General features: G+C 54.2%; 18 protein-coding genes. 17 read left to right on the forward strand and 1 reads right to left on the reverse strand.

Translation table 11 applies throughout. From position 1 onward, the window contains the following. The first annotated feature begins 12 nt into the window (after positions 1 to 12). From ACQE32_RS15695 to ACQE32_RS15770, 16 genes are all read left to right on the forward strand, one after another. Positions 13 to 1,782: a peptidoglycan glycosyltransferase FtsI gene (locus ACQE32_RS15695; protein WP_426974463.1), complete on the forward strand. Its 1,770-nt coding sequence runs from the start codon at positions 13 to 15 to the stop codon at positions 1,780 to 1,782. After that, positions 1,769 to 3,256, forward strand: coding sequence for a UDP-N-acetylmuramoyl-L-alanyl-D-glutamate--2,6-diaminopimelate ligase (murE, locus tag ACQE32_RS15700; RefSeq protein ID WP_426974464.1), 1,488 nt, complete (start codon positions 1,769 to 1,771; stop codon positions 3,254 to 3,256). The genes ACQE32_RS15695 and murE overlap by 14 nt, the downstream gene beginning before the upstream one ends. Beyond that, entirely contained in the window at positions 3,253 to 4,614 is a 1,362-nt protein-coding gene (gene murF, locus ACQE32_RS15705; RefSeq protein ID WP_427022068.1) for a UDP-N-acetylmuramoyl-tripeptide--D-alanyl-D-alanine ligase, read from the forward strand. Before murE ends, murF begins: the two co-directional genes overlap by 4 nt. Then, positions 4,608 to 5,690 (forward strand): phospho-N-acetylmuramoyl-pentapeptide-transferase, encoded by a 1,083-nt coding sequence (gene mraY / locus ACQE32_RS15710; RefSeq protein ID WP_085068007.1) that lies wholly within the window; start codon positions 4,608 to 4,610, stop codon positions 5,688 to 5,690. Before murF ends, mraY begins: the two co-directional genes overlap by 7 nt. 2 nt (positions 5,691 to 5,692) lie before the next feature. Next, complete coding sequence (gene murD / locus ACQE32_RS15715) at positions 5,693 to 7,009, forward strand: UDP-N-acetylmuramoyl-L-alanine--D-glutamate ligase (protein WP_427022069.1); 1,317 nt, start codon at positions 5,693 to 5,695, stop codon at positions 7,007 to 7,009. After that, a complete protein-coding gene (gene ftsW / locus ACQE32_RS15720) occupies positions 7,009 to 8,226 on the forward strand; it encodes a cell division protein FtsW (protein WP_426974467.1) in 1,218 nt (405 codons plus the stop codon). The genes murD and ftsW overlap by 1 nt, the downstream gene beginning before the upstream one ends. Continuing rightward, positions 8,223 to 9,284, forward strand: coding sequence for an undecaprenyldiphospho-muramoylpentapeptide beta-N-acetylglucosaminyltransferase (murG, locus tag ACQE32_RS15725; RefSeq protein WP_427022070.1), 1,062 nt, complete (start codon positions 8,223 to 8,225; stop codon positions 9,282 to 9,284). Before ftsW ends, murG begins: the two co-directional genes overlap by 4 nt. Positions 9,285 to 9,329: 45 nt before the next feature. After that, positions 9,330 to 10,805 (forward strand): UDP-N-acetylmuramate--L-alanine ligase, encoded by a 1,476-nt coding sequence (gene murC / locus ACQE32_RS15730; protein WP_426974469.1) that lies wholly within the window; start codon positions 9,330 to 9,332, stop codon positions 10,803 to 10,805. After that, the gene (locus ACQE32_RS15735) at positions 10,798 to 11,718 is read left to right on the forward strand and encodes a D-alanine--D-alanine ligase (RefSeq protein ID WP_426982084.1); all 921 of its coding nucleotides are present in this window, start codon (positions 10,798 to 10,800) and stop codon (positions 11,716 to 11,718) included. Before murC ends, ACQE32_RS15735 begins: the two co-directional genes overlap by 8 nt. 1 nt (position 11,719) lies before the next feature. Beyond that, positions 11,720 to 12,562, forward strand: coding sequence for a cell division protein FtsQ (gene ftsQ, locus ACQE32_RS15740; RefSeq protein ID WP_426974472.1), 843 nt, complete (start codon positions 11,720 to 11,722; stop codon positions 12,560 to 12,562). Further along, positions 12,559 to 13,815, forward strand: coding sequence for a cell division protein FtsA (gene ftsA / locus ACQE32_RS15745; protein WP_038628246.1), 1,257 nt, complete (start codon positions 12,559 to 12,561; stop codon positions 13,813 to 13,815). Before ftsQ ends, ftsA begins: the two co-directional genes overlap by 4 nt. Positions 13,816 to 13,887: 72 nt before the next feature. Continuing rightward, positions 13,888 to 15,045 (forward strand): cell division protein FtsZ, encoded by a 1,158-nt coding sequence (ftsZ, locus tag ACQE32_RS15750; RefSeq protein ID WP_085068000.1) that lies wholly within the window; start codon positions 13,888 to 13,890, stop codon positions 15,043 to 15,045. A 100-nt stretch (positions 15,046 to 15,145) separates the two neighbouring features. Further along, on the forward strand, positions 15,146 to 16,063 hold the full coding sequence (lpxC, locus tag ACQE32_RS15755; protein ID WP_085072222.1) for a UDP-3-O-acyl-N-acetylglucosamine deacetylase: 918 nt from the start codon (positions 15,146 to 15,148) through the stop codon (positions 16,061 to 16,063). 285 nt (positions 16,064 to 16,348) lie between these two features. Beyond that, the gene (gene secM / locus ACQE32_RS15760) at positions 16,349 to 16,858 is read left to right on the forward strand and encodes a secA translation cis-regulator SecM (RefSeq protein WP_250651829.1); all 510 of its coding nucleotides are present in this window, start codon (positions 16,349 to 16,351) and stop codon (positions 16,856 to 16,858) included. Between the two features lie 77 nt (positions 16,859 to 16,935). Continuing rightward, positions 16,936 to 19,641 (forward strand): preprotein translocase subunit SecA, encoded by a 2,706-nt coding sequence (gene secA / locus ACQE32_RS15765; RefSeq protein WP_426974473.1) that lies wholly within the window; start codon positions 16,936 to 16,938, stop codon positions 19,639 to 19,641. Between the two features lie 210 nt (positions 19,642 to 19,851). After that, on the forward strand, positions 19,852 to 20,307 hold the full coding sequence (locus ACQE32_RS15770) for an Hcp family type VI secretion system effector (protein ID WP_427022071.1): 456 nt from the start codon (positions 19,852 to 19,854) through the stop codon (positions 20,305 to 20,307). Between the two features lie 724 nt (positions 20,308 to 21,031). On the opposite strand, the gene ACQE32_RS15775 is transcribed toward ACQE32_RS15770, so the two are convergent. Beyond that, positions 21,032 to 21,430, reverse strand: coding sequence for a hypothetical protein (locus ACQE32_RS15775; protein ID WP_427022072.1), 399 nt, complete (start codon positions 21,428 to 21,430; stop codon positions 21,032 to 21,034). A gap of 231 nt (positions 21,431 to 21,661) precedes the next feature. On the opposite strand from ACQE32_RS15775, the gene mutT reads away from it, so the two are divergent. Further along, positions 21,662 to 22,060 carry an 8-oxo-dGTP diphosphatase MutT gene (gene mutT, locus ACQE32_RS15780; protein ID WP_427022073.1) on the forward strand — a complete coding sequence of 133 codons (399 nt, stop codon included), beginning with the start codon at positions 21,662 to 21,664 and terminating at the stop codon, positions 22,058 to 22,060. Position 22,061 lies beyond the last annotated feature (1 nt).

The following is a 22,061-nucleotide window of genomic DNA, read 5'->3' on the forward strand; positions in this document are numbered from 1 at the left end:
ATTCCGGACTCCATGAGATCCGCTACCAAAGCGCTTAAGTTGAAAAAACAGGAAGATCAGGCCAGCTTTGTCAGCTGGCGTTTTGCGTTGCTGTGCGGCGGCATCTTACTTGCGTTGATCGGACTACTGTTGCGTGTTGCCTATTTGCAGGTCATTAATCCCGACAGGCTGGTGCGCGAAGGTGATATGCGTTCTCTGCGCGTTCAGTCGATTCCTACCGCGCGCGGAATGATCACTGACCGTGCCGGCAGGCCGCTGGCTGTTAGCGTGCCGGTTAACGCCATCTGGGCCGATCCGAAAGAGCTGCACGATCGCGGCGGCATCACGCTCGACAGCCGCTGGAAAGCGCTGGCCGACGCGCTCTCTGTGCCTCTCGATCAGCTGGCTAACCGCGTAAATGCCAATCCTAAAGGCCGCTTTGTCTATCTGGCCCGCCAGGTCAATCCGGCGATTGGCGACTATATCAAAAAGCTTAAGCTGCCCGGTATCCACTTACGGGAAGAATCCCGCCGCTACTATCCTGCAGGTCAGGTGACCTCTCATCTTATCGGTTTTACCAACATTGATGGACAGGGCATTGAAGGCGTCGAGAAAAGCTTTGACCGCTGGCTAACAGGCCAGCCAGGCGAGAGAACGGTACGTAAAGATCGCTTTGGCCGCGTGATTGAAGATATCTCTTCGGTAGACAGTCAGGCAGCGCATAATCTGGCGCTCAGTATCGATGAACGTTTGCAAGCGCTGGTCTATCGCGAACTGAACAATGCCGTGGCCTTTAACAAGGCGGAATCCGGCACGGCGGTGCTGGTTGATGTCAACACTGGCGAAGTGCTGGCGATGGCTAACAGCCCGGCCTACAACCCCAACAATCTCAGCAATACGCCAAAAGATGTGATGCGCAACCGTGCTATCACCGACATCTTTGAACCCGGATCCACCGTGAAACCAATGGTGGTGATGACCGCACTGCAGCGCGGCGTCGTGCGCGAAAACAGCGTGCTGAATACGCTGCCTTATCGCGTTAACGGTCATGAAATCAAAGACGTGGCGCGCTACAACGAACTGACCCTGACCGGGGTTCTGCAGAAGTCGAGTAACGTCGGTGTATCAAAGCTGGCGTTAGCGATGCCCTCCTCAGCACTAGTGGAAACCTATTCACGCTTTGGATTGGGCAAACCAACCAATTTGGGGTTGGTCGGGGAAAGCAGTGGCCTGTATCCCCATAAACAAAGGTGGTCCGATATTGAAAGGGCCACCTTCTCATTCGGCTATGGGCTGATGGTAACGCCGTTACAGCTGGCGCGCGTTTACGCCACCATCGGCAGCTATGGCATTGCGCGTCCACTCTCAATCACGAAAGTGGATCCGCCGGTACCGGGCGAACGCGCCTTCCCTGAATCGGTGGTGAAAACTGTGGTTCATATGATGGAAAGCGTCGCGCTGCCCGGCGGCGGCGGCGTCAAAGCCGCGATCAAAGGTTATCGTATCGCCATCAAAACCGGGACCGCGAAAAAAGTCGGTCCTGATGGCCGCTACGTGAATAAATATATTGCCTATACCGCTGGCGTGGCGCCAGCCAGCCAGCCGCGCTTTGCGCTGGTGGTGGTCATCAACGATCCCCAGGCGGGTAAATATTATGGCGGTGCGGTGTCGGCACCGGTATTCGGCGCCATCATGGGCGGCGTTCTGCGCACCATGAATATTGAGCCAGATGCCTTGCCGACCCCGGTTGAAAAGAATGACCTTGTCAACAACAAGAAAGAGGAATCAAGTGACAGATCGTAACTTGCGCGACTTACTGGCTCCGTGGGTGCCTGGCGCGCCGGAGCGTCCGCTTCGTGAAATGACACTGGACAGCCGCGTGGCGGCGTCCGGCGATCTGTTTGTGGCTGTTGCCGGCCATAACGTTGATGGGCGACGTTTTATCCCTCAGGCTATCGCTCAGGGCGTTTCGGCAGTTATCGCTGAAGCCGCCGGCGAGGCGGAGGATGGTGAAATTCGCGAAATGCATGGCGTACCGGTTGTCTATCTGTCGCAGCTGCCGCAGCGTTTATCGGCGCTTGCCGGGCGTTTTTATCAGCAGCCTGGCGAGCAGTTGCGTTTAATCGGCGTAACCGGGACCAACGGTAAAACCACCACCACGCAGCTGCTGGCGCAGTGGGCGAATCTGCTCGGCGAAACCGGCGCGGTAATGGGCACCGTGGGTAACGGCCTGTATGGTCATCTGATCCCCACTGAAAATACCACCGGCTCGGCGGTTGATGTGCAGCATATGCTGAACTCGCTGGTTGAGCAGGGAGCGACCCTGGCAGCGATGGAAGTTTCCTCTCACGGGCTGGTGCAGCATCGTGTAGCGGCGCTGCCTTTTGCTGCAGCGGTGTTTACCAACCTGAGCCGCGATCATCTGGATTACCATGGCGATATGATTCGCTATGAGTCTGCGAAGTGGCTGCTGTTTTCCGAGCATCAGGTGGGCGAAGCGATTATCAATGCCGACGATGAGGTGGGGCGGCGTTGGCTGGAGAGGCTGCCCGATGCGGTTGCCGTCACCATGGCTGACAACGTACTGCCCGCTCAACATGGCCGCTGGCTGAAAGCCACCGACATTCATTATCACGATAACGGTGCCACGATTCGTTTCGCTTCCAGCTGGGGCGATGGCGAGCTGGAAAGCCGCCTGATGGGCGCTTTCAACGTCAGCAATCTGCTGCTGGCGTTAGCGACGCTGTTAACGCTGAATTATCCGCTGGCGCTGTTAATTGCCAGCGCACGTCAGCTGCAGCCGGTTTGCGGACGGATGGAAGTTTTTAGCGCGCCAGACAAGCCAACGGTGGTGGTGGATTATGCCCATACGCCGGATGCGCTGGAAAAAGCGCTGGAAGCGGCGCGTCTGCATTGCCAGGGGCAGCTCTGGTGCGTCTTTGGCTGTGGTGGCGACCGCGATAAAGGCAAACGGCCATTAATGGGCGCCATTGCTGAACAGTTTGCCGATATTATAGTGATCACGGACGACAATCCCCGCAGCGAAGATCCGGGCGCGATTGTTGAAGATATTCTCACCGGTCTGCTCGACCCGGGCCGTGCTCGCATAATGGCGGGACGCGCACAAGCGGTAACCAACGCCATTATGCAGGCCGGGCCGCAGGATATCGTACTGGTTGCCGGTAAAGGACATGAAGATTATCAGATTGTCGGTAATCGCCGTCTGGACTATTCCGACCGCGTTACCGTCGCACGTTTGCTGGGGGTGATGGCATGATTCCGGTTTCCCTGGAAACGCTGGCGCAAATTGCTAACGGCACGCTGATCGGCGGCAATCTGCAGATTGCCGAAGTGACCACCGATACGCGTAAGGTCAGCGCGGGCTGTTTGTTTATCGCCCTGAAGGGCGAGCGCTTTGATGCGCATGATTTTGCCAGCGAAGCGGTTGCTAAAGGTGCGGCAGCATTATTGGTGAGTAAGCGCTTGCAAATTGATGTGCCACAAGTGGTGGTAAGCGATACGCGTATCGCGCTGGGCGAGCTGGCTGCCTGGGTTCGCCAACAGGTCAATACCCGCGTGGTGGCGCTGACTGGCTCCTCCGGTAAAACCTCGGTAAAAGAGATGACGGCTGCCATTCTGCGTCAGTGCGGCGAAACCCTCTATACCGCAGGCAACCTGAACAATGATATCGGCGTGCCGCTGACGCTGTTGCGTCTTACTGCGGCGCACCAGTACGCAGTCATTGAGCTGGGCGCTAATCATCAGGGCGAGATCGCCTGGACAACCGGATTAACGCGTCCGGAAAGCGCGCTGGTCAACAACCTCGCCGCTGCGCATCTGGAGGGCTTCGGCTCTCTGGCGGGCGTGGCGAAAGCGAAAGGCGAAATTTTCCTTGGGCTGCCGCCAACGGGCACAGCCATTATCAATGCCGACAGCAATGACTGGCTGCGCTGGCAAACCCAGTTAACCCAGCAGCGCGTCTGGCGATTTTCCGCCGCCGAAGGGGCAACCACAGATTTCTGCGCCACCGATGTGATGGTGAAATCACAGGGAACGGCTTTTACGCTGCATACGCCGCAGGGCGATGTGGCGGTGCTGCTGCCGCTGCCGGGACGCCACAATGTCGCTAATGCACTGGCAGCCAGTGCGCTGGCGCTGTCGGTTGGCGCGCCGCTTGAGGCCATTGCTCAGGGGTTAGCCACGCTGCAGGCGGTGCCCGGGCGTCTGTTCCCTATTATTCTCGGTCCGCAAAAGCTGCTGCTGGACGACAGCTATAACGCCAATGTCGGATCAATGACCGCCGCCGCGCAGGTTCTGGCGGATATGCCGGGCTATCGCGTGATGGTTACCGGCGATATGGCGGAGCTGGGCGAGGAGGCGGTTGAATGCCATCGTCAGGTTGGCGAGGCCGCCCGTCATGCCGGTATCGATAAGGTACTGAGCGTGGGATCGTTAAGCCAGCATATCAGCGATGCCAGCAGTGTCGGCGAACACTTCAGCGATAAAGCGGCGCTGAGCGCGCGTTTATTATCGCTGCTTGCTGAGCATCAGGTGATTACCGTTTTAGTTAAAGGTTCTCGTAGTGCCGCCATGGAGCAGGTAATACAAACCTTACAGGAGAAAGGAACATGTTAGTTTGGCTGGCCGAACATTTGGTCGCTTTTTATTCCGGCTTTAACGTCTTCTCATATTTGACGTTTCGCGCCATTGTCAGCCTGCTGACCGCACTGTTTATCTCGCTGTGGATGGGGCCGCGCCTGATCGCCTGGCTGCAAAAGTTGCAGATTGGACAAGTGGTGCGTAGCGAAGGGCCGGAGTCGCACTTTAGCAAGCGCGGCACGCCGACCATGGGCGGCATCATGATTTTGACCTCCATTACCATTTCAGTATTGATGTGGGCCTATCCTTCTAACCCTTACGTCTGGTGCGTGTTAACAGTGCTGATCGGCTATGGCATTGTGGGCTTTGTGGATGATTACCGCAAAGTCGTGCGTAAAGATACCAAAGGCCTGATCGCCCGCTGGAAATATTTCTGGCAGTCGCTGATTGCGCTGGCGGTAGCCTTCACCATGTATGCTGTCGGGAAAGATACACCGGCGACACAGCTGGTGGTGCCGTTTTTCAAAGATGTGATGCCGCAACTGGGGCTGCTTTATATTCTGCTTTCCTACTTTGTTATCGTTGGCACCAGCAACGCGGTTAACCTGACCGACGGGCTGGATGGCCTGGCAATTATGCCAACGGTCTTTGTGGCCGCCGGTTTTGCGCTGGTGGCCTGGGCCACCGGTAACATGAATTTTGCTGGCTATCTGCATATTCCTTATCTGCGCCACGCCGGTGAACTGGTGATTGTCTGCACCGCTATTGTGGGCGCCGGGCTGGGCTTCTTATGGTTTAACACCTATCCCGCTCAGGTGTTTATGGGCGATGTGGGGTCACTGGCTTTAGGCGGCGCGCTGGGCACTATCGCCGTGCTGCTGCGCCAGGAGTTTCTGCTGGTGATTATGGGCGGCGTGTTTGTAGTAGAAACGCTGTCGGTGATTCTGCAGGTAGGCTCCTTTAAGCTGCGCGGCCAGCGTATTTTCCGTATGGCACCCATTCATCACCATTATGAACTGAAAGGCTGGCCGGAGCCGCGTGTCATCGTGCGTTTCTGGATCATTTCGCTGATGCTGGTGCTGATTGGCCTGGCAACCCTTAAGGTGCGTTAACTATGGCTGACTATCAGGGTAGAAAAGTGGTCATTATCGGGCTGGGGCTGACCGGCCTCTCCTGTGTTGATTTCTTTTTAGCGCAGGGCGTAACGCCGCGCGTGATGGATACCCGAGTGTCACCGCCTGGCCTGGATAAGCTGCCTGATAGCGTGGAGCGCTATTTGGGCTCGCTTAACGGCGACTGGCTGCTGGCGGCCGATCTGATTGTCGCCAGTCCGGGCATGGCCCTGGCGCATCCGCTACTGATGGAAGCGGCAGAGGCGGGCGTTCAAATTATTGGTGATATTGAACTGTTCTGTCGTGAAGCACAGGCGCCAGTGGTGGCGATCACCGGTTCTAACGGAAAAAGTACTGTCACCAGCCTGGTAGGGGAAATGGCGCGTGCTGCTGGCTGGGCCGTAGGCGTGGGCGGCAATATCGGCCTGCCGGCGCTCAGTCTGTTGCAGCAGCCGGCCCAGCTTTATGTACTGGAACTTTCCAGCTTCCAGCTGGAAACCACCCACAGCCTGAAAGCGGCAGCGGCAACCATTCTGAACGTCAGTGAAGATCATATGGATCGCTATCCGTTGGGGCTGCAGCAATATCGTGCCGCCAAACTGCGTATTTATGAAAATGCGGCGGTTTGCGTAGTGAATGCTGATGATGCGTTAACCATGCCGGTACGCGGTGCCGATAAGCGTTGCGTTAGCTTCGGCGTTGACGTAGGTGATTATCATCTCAACCGCCAGCAGGGCAGCATCTGGCTGCGGGTGCAGGGTGAAAAGGTGCTGAATACCGATGAGATGACGCTGGTTGGGCTGCATAACTATACCAATGCGCTGGCTGCGCTGGCGCTGGCGGATGCGGTCGGCATTCCTCGCGCCAGCAGTCTGAAAGCCTTAACCACTTTTCGTGGGCTGGCGCATCGTTTTCAACTGGTGCATGAACGCAACGGCGTACGCTGGATCAATGACTCTAAAGCGACCAACGTCGGTAGCACGGAAGCGGCGCTCAGCGGATTAAAAGCGCAGGGTACGCTGTGGCTGCTGTTGGGCGGCGATGGCAAATCTGCCGATTTCTCCTCGCTGACGCGTTATTTGCAGGGTGATGCTATCCGTGTCTGGTGTTATGGCCGTGACGGTGCGGCACTGGCGGCGCTGCGCCCGGAAATTTCCAGCCAGACAGAAACGCTGGAGCAGGCTATGCGGGCTATCGCGCCGCAGGTGCAGCCGGGCGATATCGTTCTGCTGTCTCCGGCCTGCGCCAGTCTTGATCAGTTCCGTAATTTTGAACAGCGCGGCGATCGTTTCGCCCAGCTGGCACGGGAGCTGGGCTGATGCGTATTCCAGGCTTAGGGCTGGCGGGCGGCGTAGCGGTACGTCTGCGCGAGTGGGTAATGGGCAGCCGGGAAAATAGCGATACGGCCACCATGGTGCTGTATGACCGTACCCTGCTGTGGTTGACCTTCGGGCTGGCGATTATCGGCTTTGTGATGGTGACTTCCGCCTCTATGCCGGTAGGACAGCGCCTGTCAGAAGATCCGTTTTACTTTGCCAAGCGTGATGCGTTTTATCTGCTGCTGGCATTGGGGATGTCGCTGATCACGCTGCGTATCCCGATGGCGGTCTGGCAGCGTTACAGCAATATGATGCTACTGGCCTCGGTATTGATGCTGTTGATTGTATTAGTGGTTGGTAGCTCGGTAAACGGCGCATCGCGCTGGATTGCGCTGGGACCACTGCGTATTCAGCCAGCCGAGCTGTCCAAGCTTTCGCTGTTTTGCTATCTCGCCAGCTACCTGGTGCGCAAAGTCGAAGAGGTACGTAATAACTTCTGGGGCTTTTGTAAACCGATGGGCGTGATGGTGGTGCTGGCGGTGCTGCTGCTGGCCCAGCCGGATCTGGGAACGGTGGTGGTGCTGTTTGTTACTACGCTGGCGATGCTGTTCCTGGCTGGTGCCAAGCTGTGGCAATTTCTGGCAATTATCGGATCCGGCATCTTTGCGGTGATCCTGTTGATCATTGCCGAACCCTATCGTATGCGCCGCGTCACCTCCTTCTGGGATCCCTGGGAAGATCCGTTTGGCAGCGGCTACCAGTTAACCCAGTCGCTGATGGCGTTCGGACGCGGTGAGTTTTGGGGGCAGGGATTAGGTAACTCCGTGCAAAAACTGGAGTATTTACCAGAGGCGCATACCGACTTCATTTTCTCCATTATCGGGGAAGAACTCGGTTATATCGGTGTGGTTTTAGCGCTGTTAATGGTATTCTTCGTCGCTTTTCGGGCGATGTCGATTGGCCGACGTGCGCTGGAGATCGATCAGCGCTTTTCCGGCTTTCTGGCTTGCTCGATTGGCGTCTGGTTTAGCTTCCAGGCGTTGGTAAACGTCGGCGCGGCAGCGGGTATGCTGCCTACTAAGGGCCTGACGTTGCCGTTAATTAGTTACGGTGGTTCCAGTCTGATCATTATGTCGACGGCCATCGTGTTGTTGTTACGCATAGATTATGAGACGCGTCTGAGCAAAGCGCAGGCGTTTACCCGAGGTGCGCGATGAGTGGAAAGCGGTTGATGGTAATGGCTGGCGGTACCGGTGGACATGTGTTCCCGGGCCTGGCCGTTGCGCATCATCTGATGGCGCAGGGCTGGCAGGTACGCTGGCTGGGAACCGCCGATCGTATGGAAGCCGAGCTGGTGCCGAAACACGGTATCGAAATCGATTTTATCCGCATTAGCGGATTGCGCGGCAAAGGGCTTAAAGCGATGTTGGCTGCGCCGGTGCGGATTTTCAACGCCTGGCGTCAGGCCCGCCGCATTATGAAAGCCTGGAAGCCTGATGTCGTGCTTGGCATGGGCGGCTATGTCTCAGGGCCCGGCGGGCTGGCGGCCTGGAGCTGCGGTATTCCGGTGGTGCTGCATGAACAGAATGGCATTGCCGGGTTAACCAATAAATGGCTGGCGAAGCTGGCAACGAAAGTGATGCAGGCATTTCCCGGCGCGTTTCCGCATGCCGAGGTAGTGGGCAATCCGGTGCGCACCGATGTGCTGGCACTCAGCCGCCCGGAGCAACGTCTGGCTGGCCGTGAAGGTCCGATTCGGGTTCTGGTCGTTGGCGGCAGTCAGGGCGCGCGCGTGCTTAACCAGACGATGCCGCAGGTTGCGGCGCTGATGGGCGATAGCATTACGCTGTGGCATCAGACCGGGAAAGGGGCACAGAGCGATGTTCTGGCCGCTTATGCCGCAGCGGATGGCGCGCATCAGCATAAAATCACTGAGTTTATTGACGATATGGCGGCGGCCTATGCGTGGGCCGATGTGGTGGTATGCCGCTCCGGCGCGCTGACGGTAAGCGAAGTCGCTGCTGCGGGCCTTCCTGCTATTTTTGTGCCTTTTCAGCATAAAGATCGTCAGCAGTACTGGAATGCGCTCCCGCTGGAAAAAGCGGGCGCAGCCAAAATTTTTGAGCAGCCGCAGTTTACTGCGAATGGGGTGGCGGAAACGTTAAAGCAGTGGGATCGACCCACGCTGCTGCTGATGGCGCAAAAGGCGCGTCAGGTAGCGATTCCCGATGCCACTGAACGGGTAGCGGCAGAAGTCAGCGCCGTAGCGCGCTAACAGAATTAAGAGAAGGTACTGCGGTACCGACAGGCAAAAGAAAAGATGAATACTCAACAACTGGCGAAACTGCGTTCTATCGTGCCCGAGATGCGTCGCGTCCGGCACATTCACTTTGTCGGCATCGGCGGTGCCGGCATGGGCGGTATTGCCGAAGTGTTGGCCAATGAAGGTTATCAGATTAGCGGTTCCGATTTAGCGCCTAATGCCGTGACGCAGCATCTGACCGCGCTGGGCGCCACCATCTATTTTCATCATCGCCCGGAAAACGTCAGCGATGCCAGTGTCGTGGTGGTCTCCAGTGCGATTACGCAGGATAACCCGGAGATTATCGCCGCGCGTGAAGCGCGTATTCCGGTGATCCGCCGAGCTGAAATGCTGGCTGAGCTGATGCGTTTCCGTCACGGGATCGCCGTGGCCGGTACGCACGGTAAAACCACCACCACGGCGATGGTGACCAGCATCTATGCCGAAGGCGGACTCGATCCCACCTTTGTTAACGGCGGTTTGGTTAAAGCGGCGGGAACGCATGCGCGTCTGGGCAGTAGCCGTTACCTGATTGCGGAAGCGGATGAGAGCGATGCCTCCTTCCTGCATCTGCAACCGATGGTGGCGATTGTAACCAATATCGAAGCTGACCATATGGATACCTACCAGGGCGACTTCGAAAATCTGAAGCAGACCTTTATTAATTTTCTGCACAATTTGCCGTTTTATGGCCGGGCCATACTCTGCGTGGATGATGCGGTGATCCGCGATTTGATCCCGCGAGTGGGACGTCAGATCACCACCTACGGCTTTAGCGAAGATGCTGACGTGCGCATCGAAGATTACGAGCAGCACGGCGCGCAAGGGCACTTTACGCTGGTGCGTCATGACAAGCCGCTGATGCGCGTGACGCTCAACGCACCGGGTCGTCATAACGCCTTAAACGCGGCGGCGGCGGTTGCCGTTGCCACGGAAGAGGGCATTGATGATGAAGAGATCCTCAGCGCGCTGGAAAGCTTCCAGGGAACCGGGCGTCGCTTCGACTTCCTCGGCGAGTTCCCGCTGCAGCAGGTAAACGGCACCGTTGGTTCCGCCATGCTGGTTGATGATTATGGCCATCATCCGACCGAAGTGGATGCCACTATCAAGGCGGCGCGAGCAGGCTGGCCGGATAAAAGACTGGTGATGATTTTTCAGCCGCATCGCTATACACGCACACGCGATCTTTATGATGATTTCGCCAATGTACTGTCGCAGGTAGATGTATTGCTGATGCTGGATGTCTATTCCGCCGGTGAAACGCCGATCCCTGGCGCAGACAGCCGATCGCTGTGCCGGACGATCCGGGGACGTGGCAAGGTGGATCCGATCCTGGTGCCAGATCATGATGTGATCCTTGATTTCCTTGCCCCGACATTAAGCGGCAACGATCTGATCCTGGTTCAGGGCGCGGGTAACATTGGTAAGATTGCTCGTCGACTGGCTGACCAAAAACTGAAACCGCAGACCAATGAAGAGGAACATCATGGCTGATAAAGTAGCGGTACTGCTGGGTGGTACCTCCGCTGAACGCGACGTCTCGTTAATGTCTGGCGAGGCGGTGATTGCGGGTCTGAAAGAGGCGGGTATTGACGCGCATGGCGTTGATCCGCGCGATTTCCCCGTTATGCGGTTGAAAGAAGAAGGCTACACAAAAGTGTTCATCGCCCTGCACGGTCGTGGCGGTGAAGATGGTACTTTACAGGGCGTTCTGGATTTCCTGCAGATCCCCTATACCGGCAGCAGCGTGATGGCTTCGGCGATCACTATGGATAAATGGCGCTCTAAGCTGCTCTGGCAGGGCGCTAACCTGCCGGTTGCGCCCTATGTGTGGCTCAACCGCCAGCAGATGGAAGCTGGACTGGATGAGACGCTGGTGCAGCGTATCGCCCAGCTGGGTATGCCGCTGTTTGTTAAACCCAGCAGCGAAGGCTCCAGCGTGGGTATTTCACGCGTTAATCAGCCTGCAGAGCTGCCAGCGGCGCTGGAAGAAGCGTTTCGTCATGATGATGATGTGCTGATTGAAAAGTTTATTAGCGGTCCTGAATACACGGTGGGCATTCTTGGCGATCAAATTTTGCCTTCGATCCGTATTCAGCCAGCCAGCGACTTCTATGACTATGAAGCAAAATACATTTCTGACGATACACAGTACTTCTGCCCGGCCGGACTGAGCGTGGAAAAAGAGGCGGAGCTGCAGGCGCTGGTGTTGAACGCCTGGCGTACTCTGGGCTGCAGCGGCTGGGGACGTGTGGATGTAATGATGGACGGTGACGGCACCTTCTATCTGCTGGAGGTGAATACCTCTCCTGGCATGACCAGCCACAGTCTGGTGCCAATGGCGGCGAAGCAGGCAGGGATGAGCTTCTCCCAGCTGGTGGCGCGTATTCTGGAGCTGGCCGACTAAGATGTCGCAGGCGGCTCTGAACGTACGTCGGGACGCGCAGGAGAAAGCGAAAGCGCGCACCGGCCGCAGCAATGGCTCTCGGTTAGCAGGAATGTTGTTTCTGCTGTTGGTGATCGGCACGATGCTGGCGGGCGGCTTCGTGGTGCTGAAGTGGATGAATGATGCTTCGCGTCTGCCGCTTTCAAAACTGGTGGTGACGGGAAAAACGCATTACACCACCAACGACGATATCCGTCAGGCCATCCTGTCGTTGGGCGCGCCCGGCACTTTTATGTCACAAGATGTAAATGTGATACAGCAGCAGATTGAACGTCTGCCGTGGATTAAACAGGTCAGCGTACGCAAGCAATGGCCGGACGAATTAAAGATTCATCTGGTTGAGTATGTGCCGGTAGCACGGTGGAATGATTTACATATGGTTGATGCGGAAGGCAAATCTTTTAGCGTGCCAGCTAACCATATCGGCAAAGAAACGCTACCGTTGCTGTATGGCCCTGAAGGAAACGAGCAGGATGTACTGGCTGGCTATCGTCAAATGAATGAAATGTTGGCGGCCAGCAAGTTTAGCGTAAAAGCAGCATCAATGACTGCTCGCCACTCCTGGCAATTGGTCACGGGCGACGATGTACGTATTGAGCTGGGCCGTAGCGATAACATGAAGCGTCTTAAGCGGTTTATTGAACTCTGGCCGATGCTCCAGCAGCAGGCCACCGCGGAAAACAAGCGCGTCAGTTATGTCGATTTGCGCTATGACTCCGGCGCTGCCGTTGGCTGGGCTCCGGCATTTATTGAGCCTCAGGACAGTAATCAGCAACAGAATCAGGCACAGGCTAAACAACAATGATCAAGGCGACGGACAGAAAACTGGTAGTAGGACTTGAGATAGGCACCGCCAAGGTCGCCGCTTTAGTAGGGGAAATTCTGCCCGATGGCATGGTCAATATTATTGGGGTCGGCAGTTGTCCGTCCCGCGGTATGGATAAAGGCGGCGTAAACGATCTGGAATCGGTAGTGAAATGCGTACAGCGCGCTATCGATCAGGCGGAGCTGATGGCGGACTGTCAGATTTCGTCCGTTTACCTTGCTTTATCCGGTAAACATATCAGTTGCCAGAACGAAATCGGGATGGTTCCGATTTCTGAAGAGGAAGTGACACAGGAAGATGTTGAAAACGTTGTGCATACCGCTAAGTCGGTGCGCGTGCGTGATGAGCATCGCATCCTGCATGTGATTCCACAGGAGTACGCGATCGATTACCAGGAAGGGATTAAAAACCCGGTTGGGCTGTCGGGCGTGCGCATGCAGGCAAAAGTGCATTTGATCACCTGTCACAACGATATGGCGAAAAATATCGTTAAGGCTGTTGAACGTTGCGGCCTGAAAGTGGACCAACTGATTTTTGCCGGTCTGGCATCCAGCTTTGCAGTGCTGACCGAAGATGAACGTGAGCTGGGCGTCTGTGTGGTTGATATCGGCGGCGGTACGATGGATATCGCCGTATATACCGGCGGCGCGCTGCGCCATACCAAAGTCATTCCCTATGCAGGGAATGTGGTAACCAGCGATATCGCTTATGCCTTCGGCACGCCGCCGACCGATGCGGAAGCAATCAAGGTTCGTCATGGCTGCGCGCTGGGCTCGATTGTCGGCAAGGATGAGAACGTTGAGGTGCCAAGCGTGGGCGGACGCCCGCCGCGCAGTCTACAGCGTCAGACATTAGCCGAGGTGATTGAGCCACGTTATACCGAGCTGCTGAATCTGGTTAACGACGAAATTTTGCAGTTGCAGGAACAGTTACGCCAGCAGGGCGTTAAGCATCATCTGGCAGCAGGGATTGTGCTTACCGGCGGCGCGGCGCAGATTGAAGGGTTAGCCGCCTGCGCGCAACGTGTGTTTCATACGCAGGTGCGCATCGGTCAGCCGCTGAACATTACCGGATTAACGGATTATGCGCAGGAGCCTTACTACTCAACGGCTGTAGGTCTTCTGCACTATGGAAAAGAGTCTCACCTGAGCGGTGAGGCGGATGTTGAAAAACGTGCTTCAGTTGGCAACTGGTTTAAACGTATCAACAGCTGGCTGAAAAAAGAGTTTTAATTTTTCTAAAAGGGGATCATGCTAGCACTATTTTATGATCTCCAGGCGACAGGCACATAACGGAGAGAAATTATGTTTGAACCTATGGAATTAACCAACGACGCGGTGATTAAAGTCATCGGCGTCGGCGGGGGCGGTGGCAACGCCGTCGAGCATATGGTCCGCGAGCGTATCGAAGGCGTTGAGTTCTTCGCGGTGAATACGGACGCGCAGGCGTTGCGCAAAACTGCAGTTGGCCAGACTATCCAAATCGGTACCAACATTACTAAAGGTCTGGGTGCAGGCGCGAACCCTGAAGTAGGGCGTACTTCTGCAGAAGAAGATCGTGAAGCGCTGCGTTCTGCGCTGGACGGCGCGGATATGGTCTTTATCGCAGCTGGCATGGGCGGCGGTACCGGTACTGGTGCAGCGCCGGTCGTGGCTGAAGTCGCGAAAGAGTTAGGCATTCTGACCGTTGCGGTGGTGACCAAGCCGTTCAACTTTGAAGGCAAAAAGCGTATGGCGTTTGCCGAGCAGGGCATCGCCGAGCTTTCCAAGCACGTTGATTCACTGATCACCATCCCCAACGATAAGCTGTTAAAAGTGTTGGGCCGTGGCATTTCACTGCTGGATGCGTTTGGTGCGGCTAACGACGTACTGAAAGGCGCGGTACAGGGTATTGCCGAGCTGATCACCCGTCCGGGTCTGATGAACGTCGACTTCGCCGACGTGCGTACCGTGATGTCCGAAATGGGTTATGCCATGATGGGTTCCGGCGTGGCCTGTGGTGAAGATCGCGCTGAAGAAGCGGCAGAAATGGCTATTTCCAGCCCGCTGCTGGAAGATATCGATCTTTCCGGTGCTCGCGGCGTGCTGGTAAACATCACCGCTGGTTTCGACCTGCGTCTGGATGAGTTCGAGACCGTAGGTAACACGATTCGTGCTTTCGCATCTGATAATGCTACCGTGGTTATCGGTACTTCTCTGGATCCGGAAATGAACGATGAACTGCGTGTTACCGTGGTGGCTACCGGGATTGGCATGGACAAACGTCCGGAAATCACCCTGGTAACCAACAAGCAGGCAAGCAGCCAGCCGGTAATGGATCATCGCTATCAGCAGCACGGCATGTCTCCGCTGCCGCAAGAGCAAAAGCCCGCTGCGAAAGTGGTCAACGATCAAAGCTCGCAGCCTGGCAAAGAGCCTGACTACCTGGATATTCCTGCTTTCCTGCGCAAGCAGGCGGATTAGGAATAACCCGAGAATTGGGATTCTCCGCTCTTTGTGCTAAAATATTCGCCCGTCAGTGATATAGACTGACGGTCGGATGATGATTTTGCGAGATAATACGATGATCAAACAACGGACATTAAAACGTATTGTTCAGGCGACTGGCGTCGGTTTGCATACCGGCAAGAAAGTCTCTCTGACGTTACGCCCTGCGCCGGCTAATACCGGGGTCATCTATCGTCGCACTGACTTGAATCCACCGGTTGATTTCCCGGCTGATGCAAAATTCGTGCGCGACACCATGCTAAGTACTTGCCTGGTGAATGATGAAGGCGTACGTATTTCCACCGTAGAGCACCTGAACGCCGCGCTGGCTGGCCTTGGCATCGACAATATCATTGTCGAAGTGAATGCGCCTGAAGTGCCGATTATGGACGGCAGCGCCGCGCCTTTCGTCTACCTGCTGGTTGACGCGGGCGTTGAAGAGCTGAACAGCGCGAAGAAATTCGTGCGTGTTAAACAGGCTGTGCGTGTTGAAGATGGCGACAAATGGGCTGAGATCAAACCCTATAACGGTTTCTCACTCGATTTCACCATTGACTTTAAACACCCGGCGATTGATTCCAGCTCACAGCGTTATCAGCTGAATTTCTCTACGGAAGCGTTCATGCGTCAGATCAGCCGTGCGCGAACCTTCGGCTTTATGCGTGAAATCGAATACCTGCAGTCCAAAGGCCTGTGCCTGGGCGGTAGTTTAGATTGCGCGATAGGCTTAGACGATTTCCGCGTACTGAACGAAGAAGGTTTACGCTTCGAAGATGAATTTGTTCGCCATAAAATGCTGGATGCTATCGGTGACCTGTTCATGTGCGGCCATAATATTGTAGGTGCGTTTTCCGCTTACAAATCAGGCCATGCGCTGAACAATAAACTGCTGCAGGCGGTGCTGGCGAAACAGGAAGCCTGGGAATGGGCGACCTTTGAAGACGAAGCTGAACTGCCGGTGGCGTTCAAGGCAACAAATCTGGTTCTGGCTTAACAGGCTATAACCTTTTAAAACGACTGGTAGCGTTGGCTCACTCTCTCCGGCCAGCAAAGCCAGTCGTTTTTGTTTCTGCATTGCGGTGCGCATTATTTGCGCCGTTGTCGTTCAGACTGTCGCTCTTTTCTTCTCCTCCCGCTACGATCTGATGTTTAACGCACGCAATGATGATAAGATTTGCCCTTGCTAAAGGCGGCAACCGGCCTGATACGCCAGATGGAACAAAGCCGCTAATTATTCATTGAAGAAGGGCAGGTCGCTACCTGCCAGACGGAAACCGTTGTGATCGCTATTTTTCACCGTTGGCGACAATTAGGCAGGCGTTACTTTTGGCCGCATCTGTTATTTGGCATGGTGGCGGCAAGCCTTGGCCTGCCTGCTGCGCACGCCCAGAATGCTGAACAAAATAGTCGCCCTGAAGCCACAGCGAAAAAACTGATTACCGGTAGCGCTGTACGGGTTGATAATCTTGTGCTGCTGCAGGGGAATGTCCGTCGCGCCAACTTCAGCGTGGATTACTGGCATCAGCATGCGATCCGCACCGTCATTCGCCACCTCTCCTTTGCGCTTACGCCACAAAATCTGCCTGATGCGGAAGAGACCCTGCCGCTCGCCGTGCAGAAAATGGCGCTGTTAGATACGCTTAACGCACTGCTCACGCACGAGCCGCGTCAGCCGGTTATTATCCGCCATACGCAACAACCTGCCGTTTCTGTTACGCCAGATTATCATATCGGCATCTGGCTGGCCCAGGTACAGGGTATCCGCGCCGGACCTTACATTCTCAGCTGAAGCCTGAGCAGTCCTAATCCATATACTATAAAAAAATGAACCGCAAACACGGCGGTAAAAATGAGAATGTATTTATTATGCTAACTAAGTTGTTAACCAAGGTATTTGGCAGTCGTAACGACCGTACGCTGCGCCGCATGCGTAAAACGGTAGAAATCATCAACAAGATGGAGCCCGATTTCGAAAAGCTCTCTGATGATGAACTGAAAGCGAAAACCCAGGCGTTTCGCGCTCGTCTGGAAAAAGGCGAAGAGCTGGACAGCCTGCTCCCGGAAGCCTTTGCCACCGTTCGCGAGGCGAGCAAGCGCGTATTCGGCATGCGCCACTTTGACGTGCAGCTGATTGGCGGCATGGTACTGAACGATCGCTGTATCGCTGAAATGCGCACCGGTGAAGGTAAAACCCTGACCGCGACGCTGCCTGCTTATCTGAATGCGCTGAGCGGTAAAGGCGTACACGTGGTGACCGTCAATGATTATCTGGCGCAGCGCGATGCGGAAAACAACCGTCCGCTGTTTGAGTTCCTTGGTCTGTCAGTGGGCATCAACCTGCCGGGCATGCCCGCGCCCGCCAAGCGTGAAGCCTACGCCGCCGATATTACTTACGGCACCAATAACGAATATGGCTTTGACTATCTGCGCGATAACATGGCGTTCAGCCCGGAAGAGCGCGTTCAGCGTAAACTGCACTATGCGCTGGTGGATGAGGTGGACTCCATTCTTATCGATGAAGCGCGTACGCCGCTGATTATCTCCGGCCCGGCAGAAGACAGCTCTGAACTCTATATCAAAGTCAACAAAATCATCCCGAACCTGATCCGTCAGGAGAAAGAAGATTCTGACACTTTCCAGGGCGAAGGCCATTTCTCGGTAGATGAAAAAGCCCGTCAGGTACACCTGACCGAACGTGGTCTGGTCGCTATTGAAGAGCTGATGGTGCAGGAAGGCATTATGGCGGAAGGCGAATCACTCTACTCGCCGACCAATATCATGCTGATGCACCACGTTACTGCTGCCCTGCGTGCGCATGTGCTGTTCACGCGTGACGTTGACTACATCGTTAAAGACGGCGAAGTGGTTATCGTCGATGAGCATACCGGCCGTACTATGCAGGGCCGCCGCTGGTCAGATGGCTTGCATCAGGCGATTGAAGCGAAAGAAGGCGTTGAGATTCAGAATGAAAACCAGACGCTGGCCTCGATCACTTTCCAGAACTACTTCCGCTTGTATGAGAAGCTGGCCGGGATGACCGGTACAGCGGATACCGAAGCGTTTGAATTTAGCTCTATCTACAAACTGGATACGATTGTTATCCCCACCAACCGCCCGATGGTGCGTAAGGATCTGCCCGATCTGGTCTACATGACCGAGAAAGAGAAGATCGATGCGATCATTGAGGATATTCGTGAGCGTACCGCCAACGGTCAGCCGATCCTTGTTGGTACGATTTCGATCGAAAAATCGGAAGTGGTATCTAACGAGCTGACGCGTGCCGGTATCAAGCACAATGTACTGAACGCGAAGTTCCACGCGCGTGAGGCAGATATCGTGGCGCAGGCTGGTCAGCCGGGCGCGGTGACCATCGCCACCAACATGGCGGGTCGTGGTACTGACATTATGCTGGGCGGTAGCTGGCAGGCAGAAGTTGCTGCGCTGGAAAACCCGACCGAAGAGCAGATTGCTGCCATTAAGACGGCCTGGAAAGCGCGTCATGATGCGGTACTGGCATCGGGCGGCCTGCATATTATCGGTACTGAGCGCCATGAGTCGCGTCGTATCGATAACCAGCTGCGCGGCCGTTCAGGTCGTCAGGGTGATCAGGGCTCATCCCGTTTCTATCTGTCGATGGAAGATGCGCTGATGCGTATTTTCGCCTCCGATCGCGTATCGAATATGATGCGTAAGCTGGGGATGAAGCCGGGCGAAGCCATTGAGCACCCCTGGGTTACCAAGGCCATTGCCAACGCGCAACGTAAAGTGGAAAGCCGCAACTTTGATATTCGTAAGCAGCTGCTGGAATATGATGATGTTGCCAACGATCAGCGTCGTGCTATTTACTCACAGCGTAATGAACTGTTGGACGTGGCTGACGTTAGCGAAACCATCAACAGCATTCGCGAGGACGTATTTAAGTCCACCATCGACAGCTATATTCCGCCGCAGTCGCTGGAAGAGATGTGGGATGTTGCCGGGCTGGAAGAGCGCCTGAAAAACGATTTCGATCTGGATATGCCGATTCGCCAGTGGCTGGATAAAGAGCCTGAGTTGCATGAGGAAACGCTGCGCGAGCGTATTATGACGCAGGCGAAAGAAGAATATCAGCGTAAAGAAGAAGTGGTCGGCGCCGAGATGATGCGCAGCTTTGAAAAAGGCGTCATGCTGCAAACGCTGGATTCGCTGTGGAAAGAGCATCTGGCGGCGATGGACTATTTACGTCAGGGTATTCATCTGCGCGGCTACGCACAGAAGGATCCGAAGCAGGAGTACAAGCGTGAATCTTTCGCTATGTTTGCTGCCATGCTGGAATCACTGAAATATGAAGTGATCAGCACCCTGAGCAAAGTACAGGTGCGTATGCCGGAAGAAGTCGAGGCGATGGAAGCGCAGCGCCGTGAAGATGCAGAGCGTCTGGCACAGCAGCAGCAGTTAAGCCACGTTGATGATGCTACGGAAGCGGCTGCCGCGCTGGCTGCTGAAACCGGCGAGCGTAAGGTTGGACGTAACGATCCTTGCCCGTGTGGTTCTGGTAAAAAATACAAGCAGTGTCACGGCCGCCTGGCCTGATAGACGCGAATGCGAAAAGGGAGCCAAAAGGCTCCCTTTTTTATTGGGTGCATTAGTTGGTAGCGCCGCGATCTAAGAAATTTTTAATATCTTGCTGGTGAAAAATCTTTGTAAATCAGCAGCGTAATTAACTGAACCGTTAAAGATTTTAAAAATCAGGAAAGCTATACTCGCCTGCTCAGAGTATAACCGCTTAAGGATGGCAGAGTTATGAGCAGTCTTTATCTCAAAGTTGAACACGTAGCTGGAGAATCACAGGACGCACATCATGCAGGCTGGATCGATGTACTTTCCCATAATTGGGGAAACCGCCGAAGTGCCGCAGACAATGCCCTGGTTGAGTATAGAAATTTAACGGTCCATGCGCTGATAGATAAAGCCACACCGACGCTGCTACTTTATGCATCTAACGGCAGCAGGATCCGTAAAGTAGAGCTGTCAGCCTGTAAAGCGGGTTCTGGTGGTATCGAATACTATCGTATTACGCTGGAGAATGTATTTGTCGCTCAGGTGGTGTTAAATGACGGTGACGATCTGGGCAGCATAGAATATCAGTTTGAAGCGGATACGGTGAAAATGCAGTACTGGGAGCAGACGGCCAAAGGCGGCAAAGGCGCGGAAACCCGCTACGGCTGGGATATTAAAAATCATCATTCTGTTTTTTGAGCAGAAGGACATCGCCTCTTATTTGATCACATATGTAAATCGGCCCAGTAACAACAGAGTGCTGGGATAGTTACTATTGTTAATTTCCTCCTGCAACTGGCAGTAATAAAACAGATACTATTATGATTAATATAAAAAAGATAAATTACATTAATGGGCCAATAGATCTGCTTTTAGAGTTTTAATCATTAATTATGGTCTTGTGCGAATCATGCTATCGCTTCAATTGTAAAAGAGTCATTTACTTATCCAGGCGGGTAAATAATTTTATGAAAAAGTAAAAAACAAAAATAATGCTAAGCAGCATCATTTTCCCCCAATGTTCGGGGAAATATGCAGAGAAGAAAATACCAAGCAAGATAATAACAATAATGGGCGAGGTTTCCAGTAAAACAAATTCTAAAAGCGCTTTTTTAAAAACTTTATCATGAAACGCTCCTTCTTAAAATATCAATAATATCTTCCAGGTGGGGATCAGATAACGCCTTTATTTCTGTTATTGTTTTATAGAGAACCGGTTCCACATAGATATAAAGCATTTCTATATTTGCCTGATAGAGAATGTTATAAAATTTTGGCTCCAATACTTTCAATCGACGCGCAGCTAAGGCTGATTTCTGAGCTTTGCCATAAAATTGAATAATGCTGAAACCACTAAAAGCCGTTGTGTTTAATACGCTTCTTACGGTGGCACTAATAACAAGAGATTCAGAAACTCCTTTCGCTAATGAGTAAGCCAGTGCTCTATTAGTTGTTTTGCGGTAAGCCTCTCTGTATTAAAGCCGAATGTCTTTAACGCAATAACTTTAGCCTGCTCAACTTCCATGTTTTGTAAAACATAATCAATGTAATATTGAAATAGTTCGGCGATCACATCCTTTCTTTTGTAAAGTGACAGTAAGGCTTTACACATCCTCACATCTTCCGTTTTTAGCTGCTGGCAAACATCATGATGCTTATCGATAAAGCAGCTTGAGTACCAGGAAATACGCTCCGCGCCATGATAAATATCATCCAGCGTTTTCTCCGCCGAAATAAAGGATGCTCGCATCCCTTTTTCCAGCGATTGCGCTATTTTCCTCTCGGCGAGTAATTGCCGTTTTAAATAAAGCGAAGCATTCATTGTTTATCATCCATAATAAAACAAACGCTGGCATTATAACCGCTTGAAAACAGTTGCGCATTAATTGACCTGTTAACAAGGCCTGTTCTGGCGTGACGTTAAATAACAGAAAGCGCAACGAACAGGGCGGTGGAGAGGCGAGATGAGCCGCTCGTATCCGCAGCCGGAACGGTATAAAGCGTAACAAAATCAAGCTATACTGCCCTTCATTCCATTAACAAGGATGCGAAAATGAAACATCTTCAGGTAGCTGTTGGCATCATCCGTAATGCGCAGCAGGAAATCTTTCTGACGCGTCGTCCGGCCAATTCCCATATGGCGAATATGTGGGAGTTCCCGGGCGGCAAAATCGAGTCAGGCGAAACGCCTGAGCAGGCGCTGAAGCGTGAGCTGCTGGAAGAAACCGGCATTGCCGTCATCGCGGCTACCGCATTTGGTAATGCCGATCATACCTACCAGGATGTGCGCGTCACGCTGCACTTCTTTCTGGTTGAACAGTGGCAAGGCGAGCCGTGGGGACGGGAAGGGCAGCCGCAGCGTTGGGTGCCACAGCGTGAGCTGATTGCTGACGAATTTCCGCCAGCCAATCACAAGCTGGTTGCGCGCCTGCTGGCCGAGGCGCGCCCGTAAT

Source organism: Pantoea sp. FN0302 (assembly GCF_050113775.1).
Taxonomy (GTDB): Bacteria; Pseudomonadota; Gammaproteobacteria; order Enterobacterales; family Enterobacteriaceae; genus Mixta; species Mixta alhagi.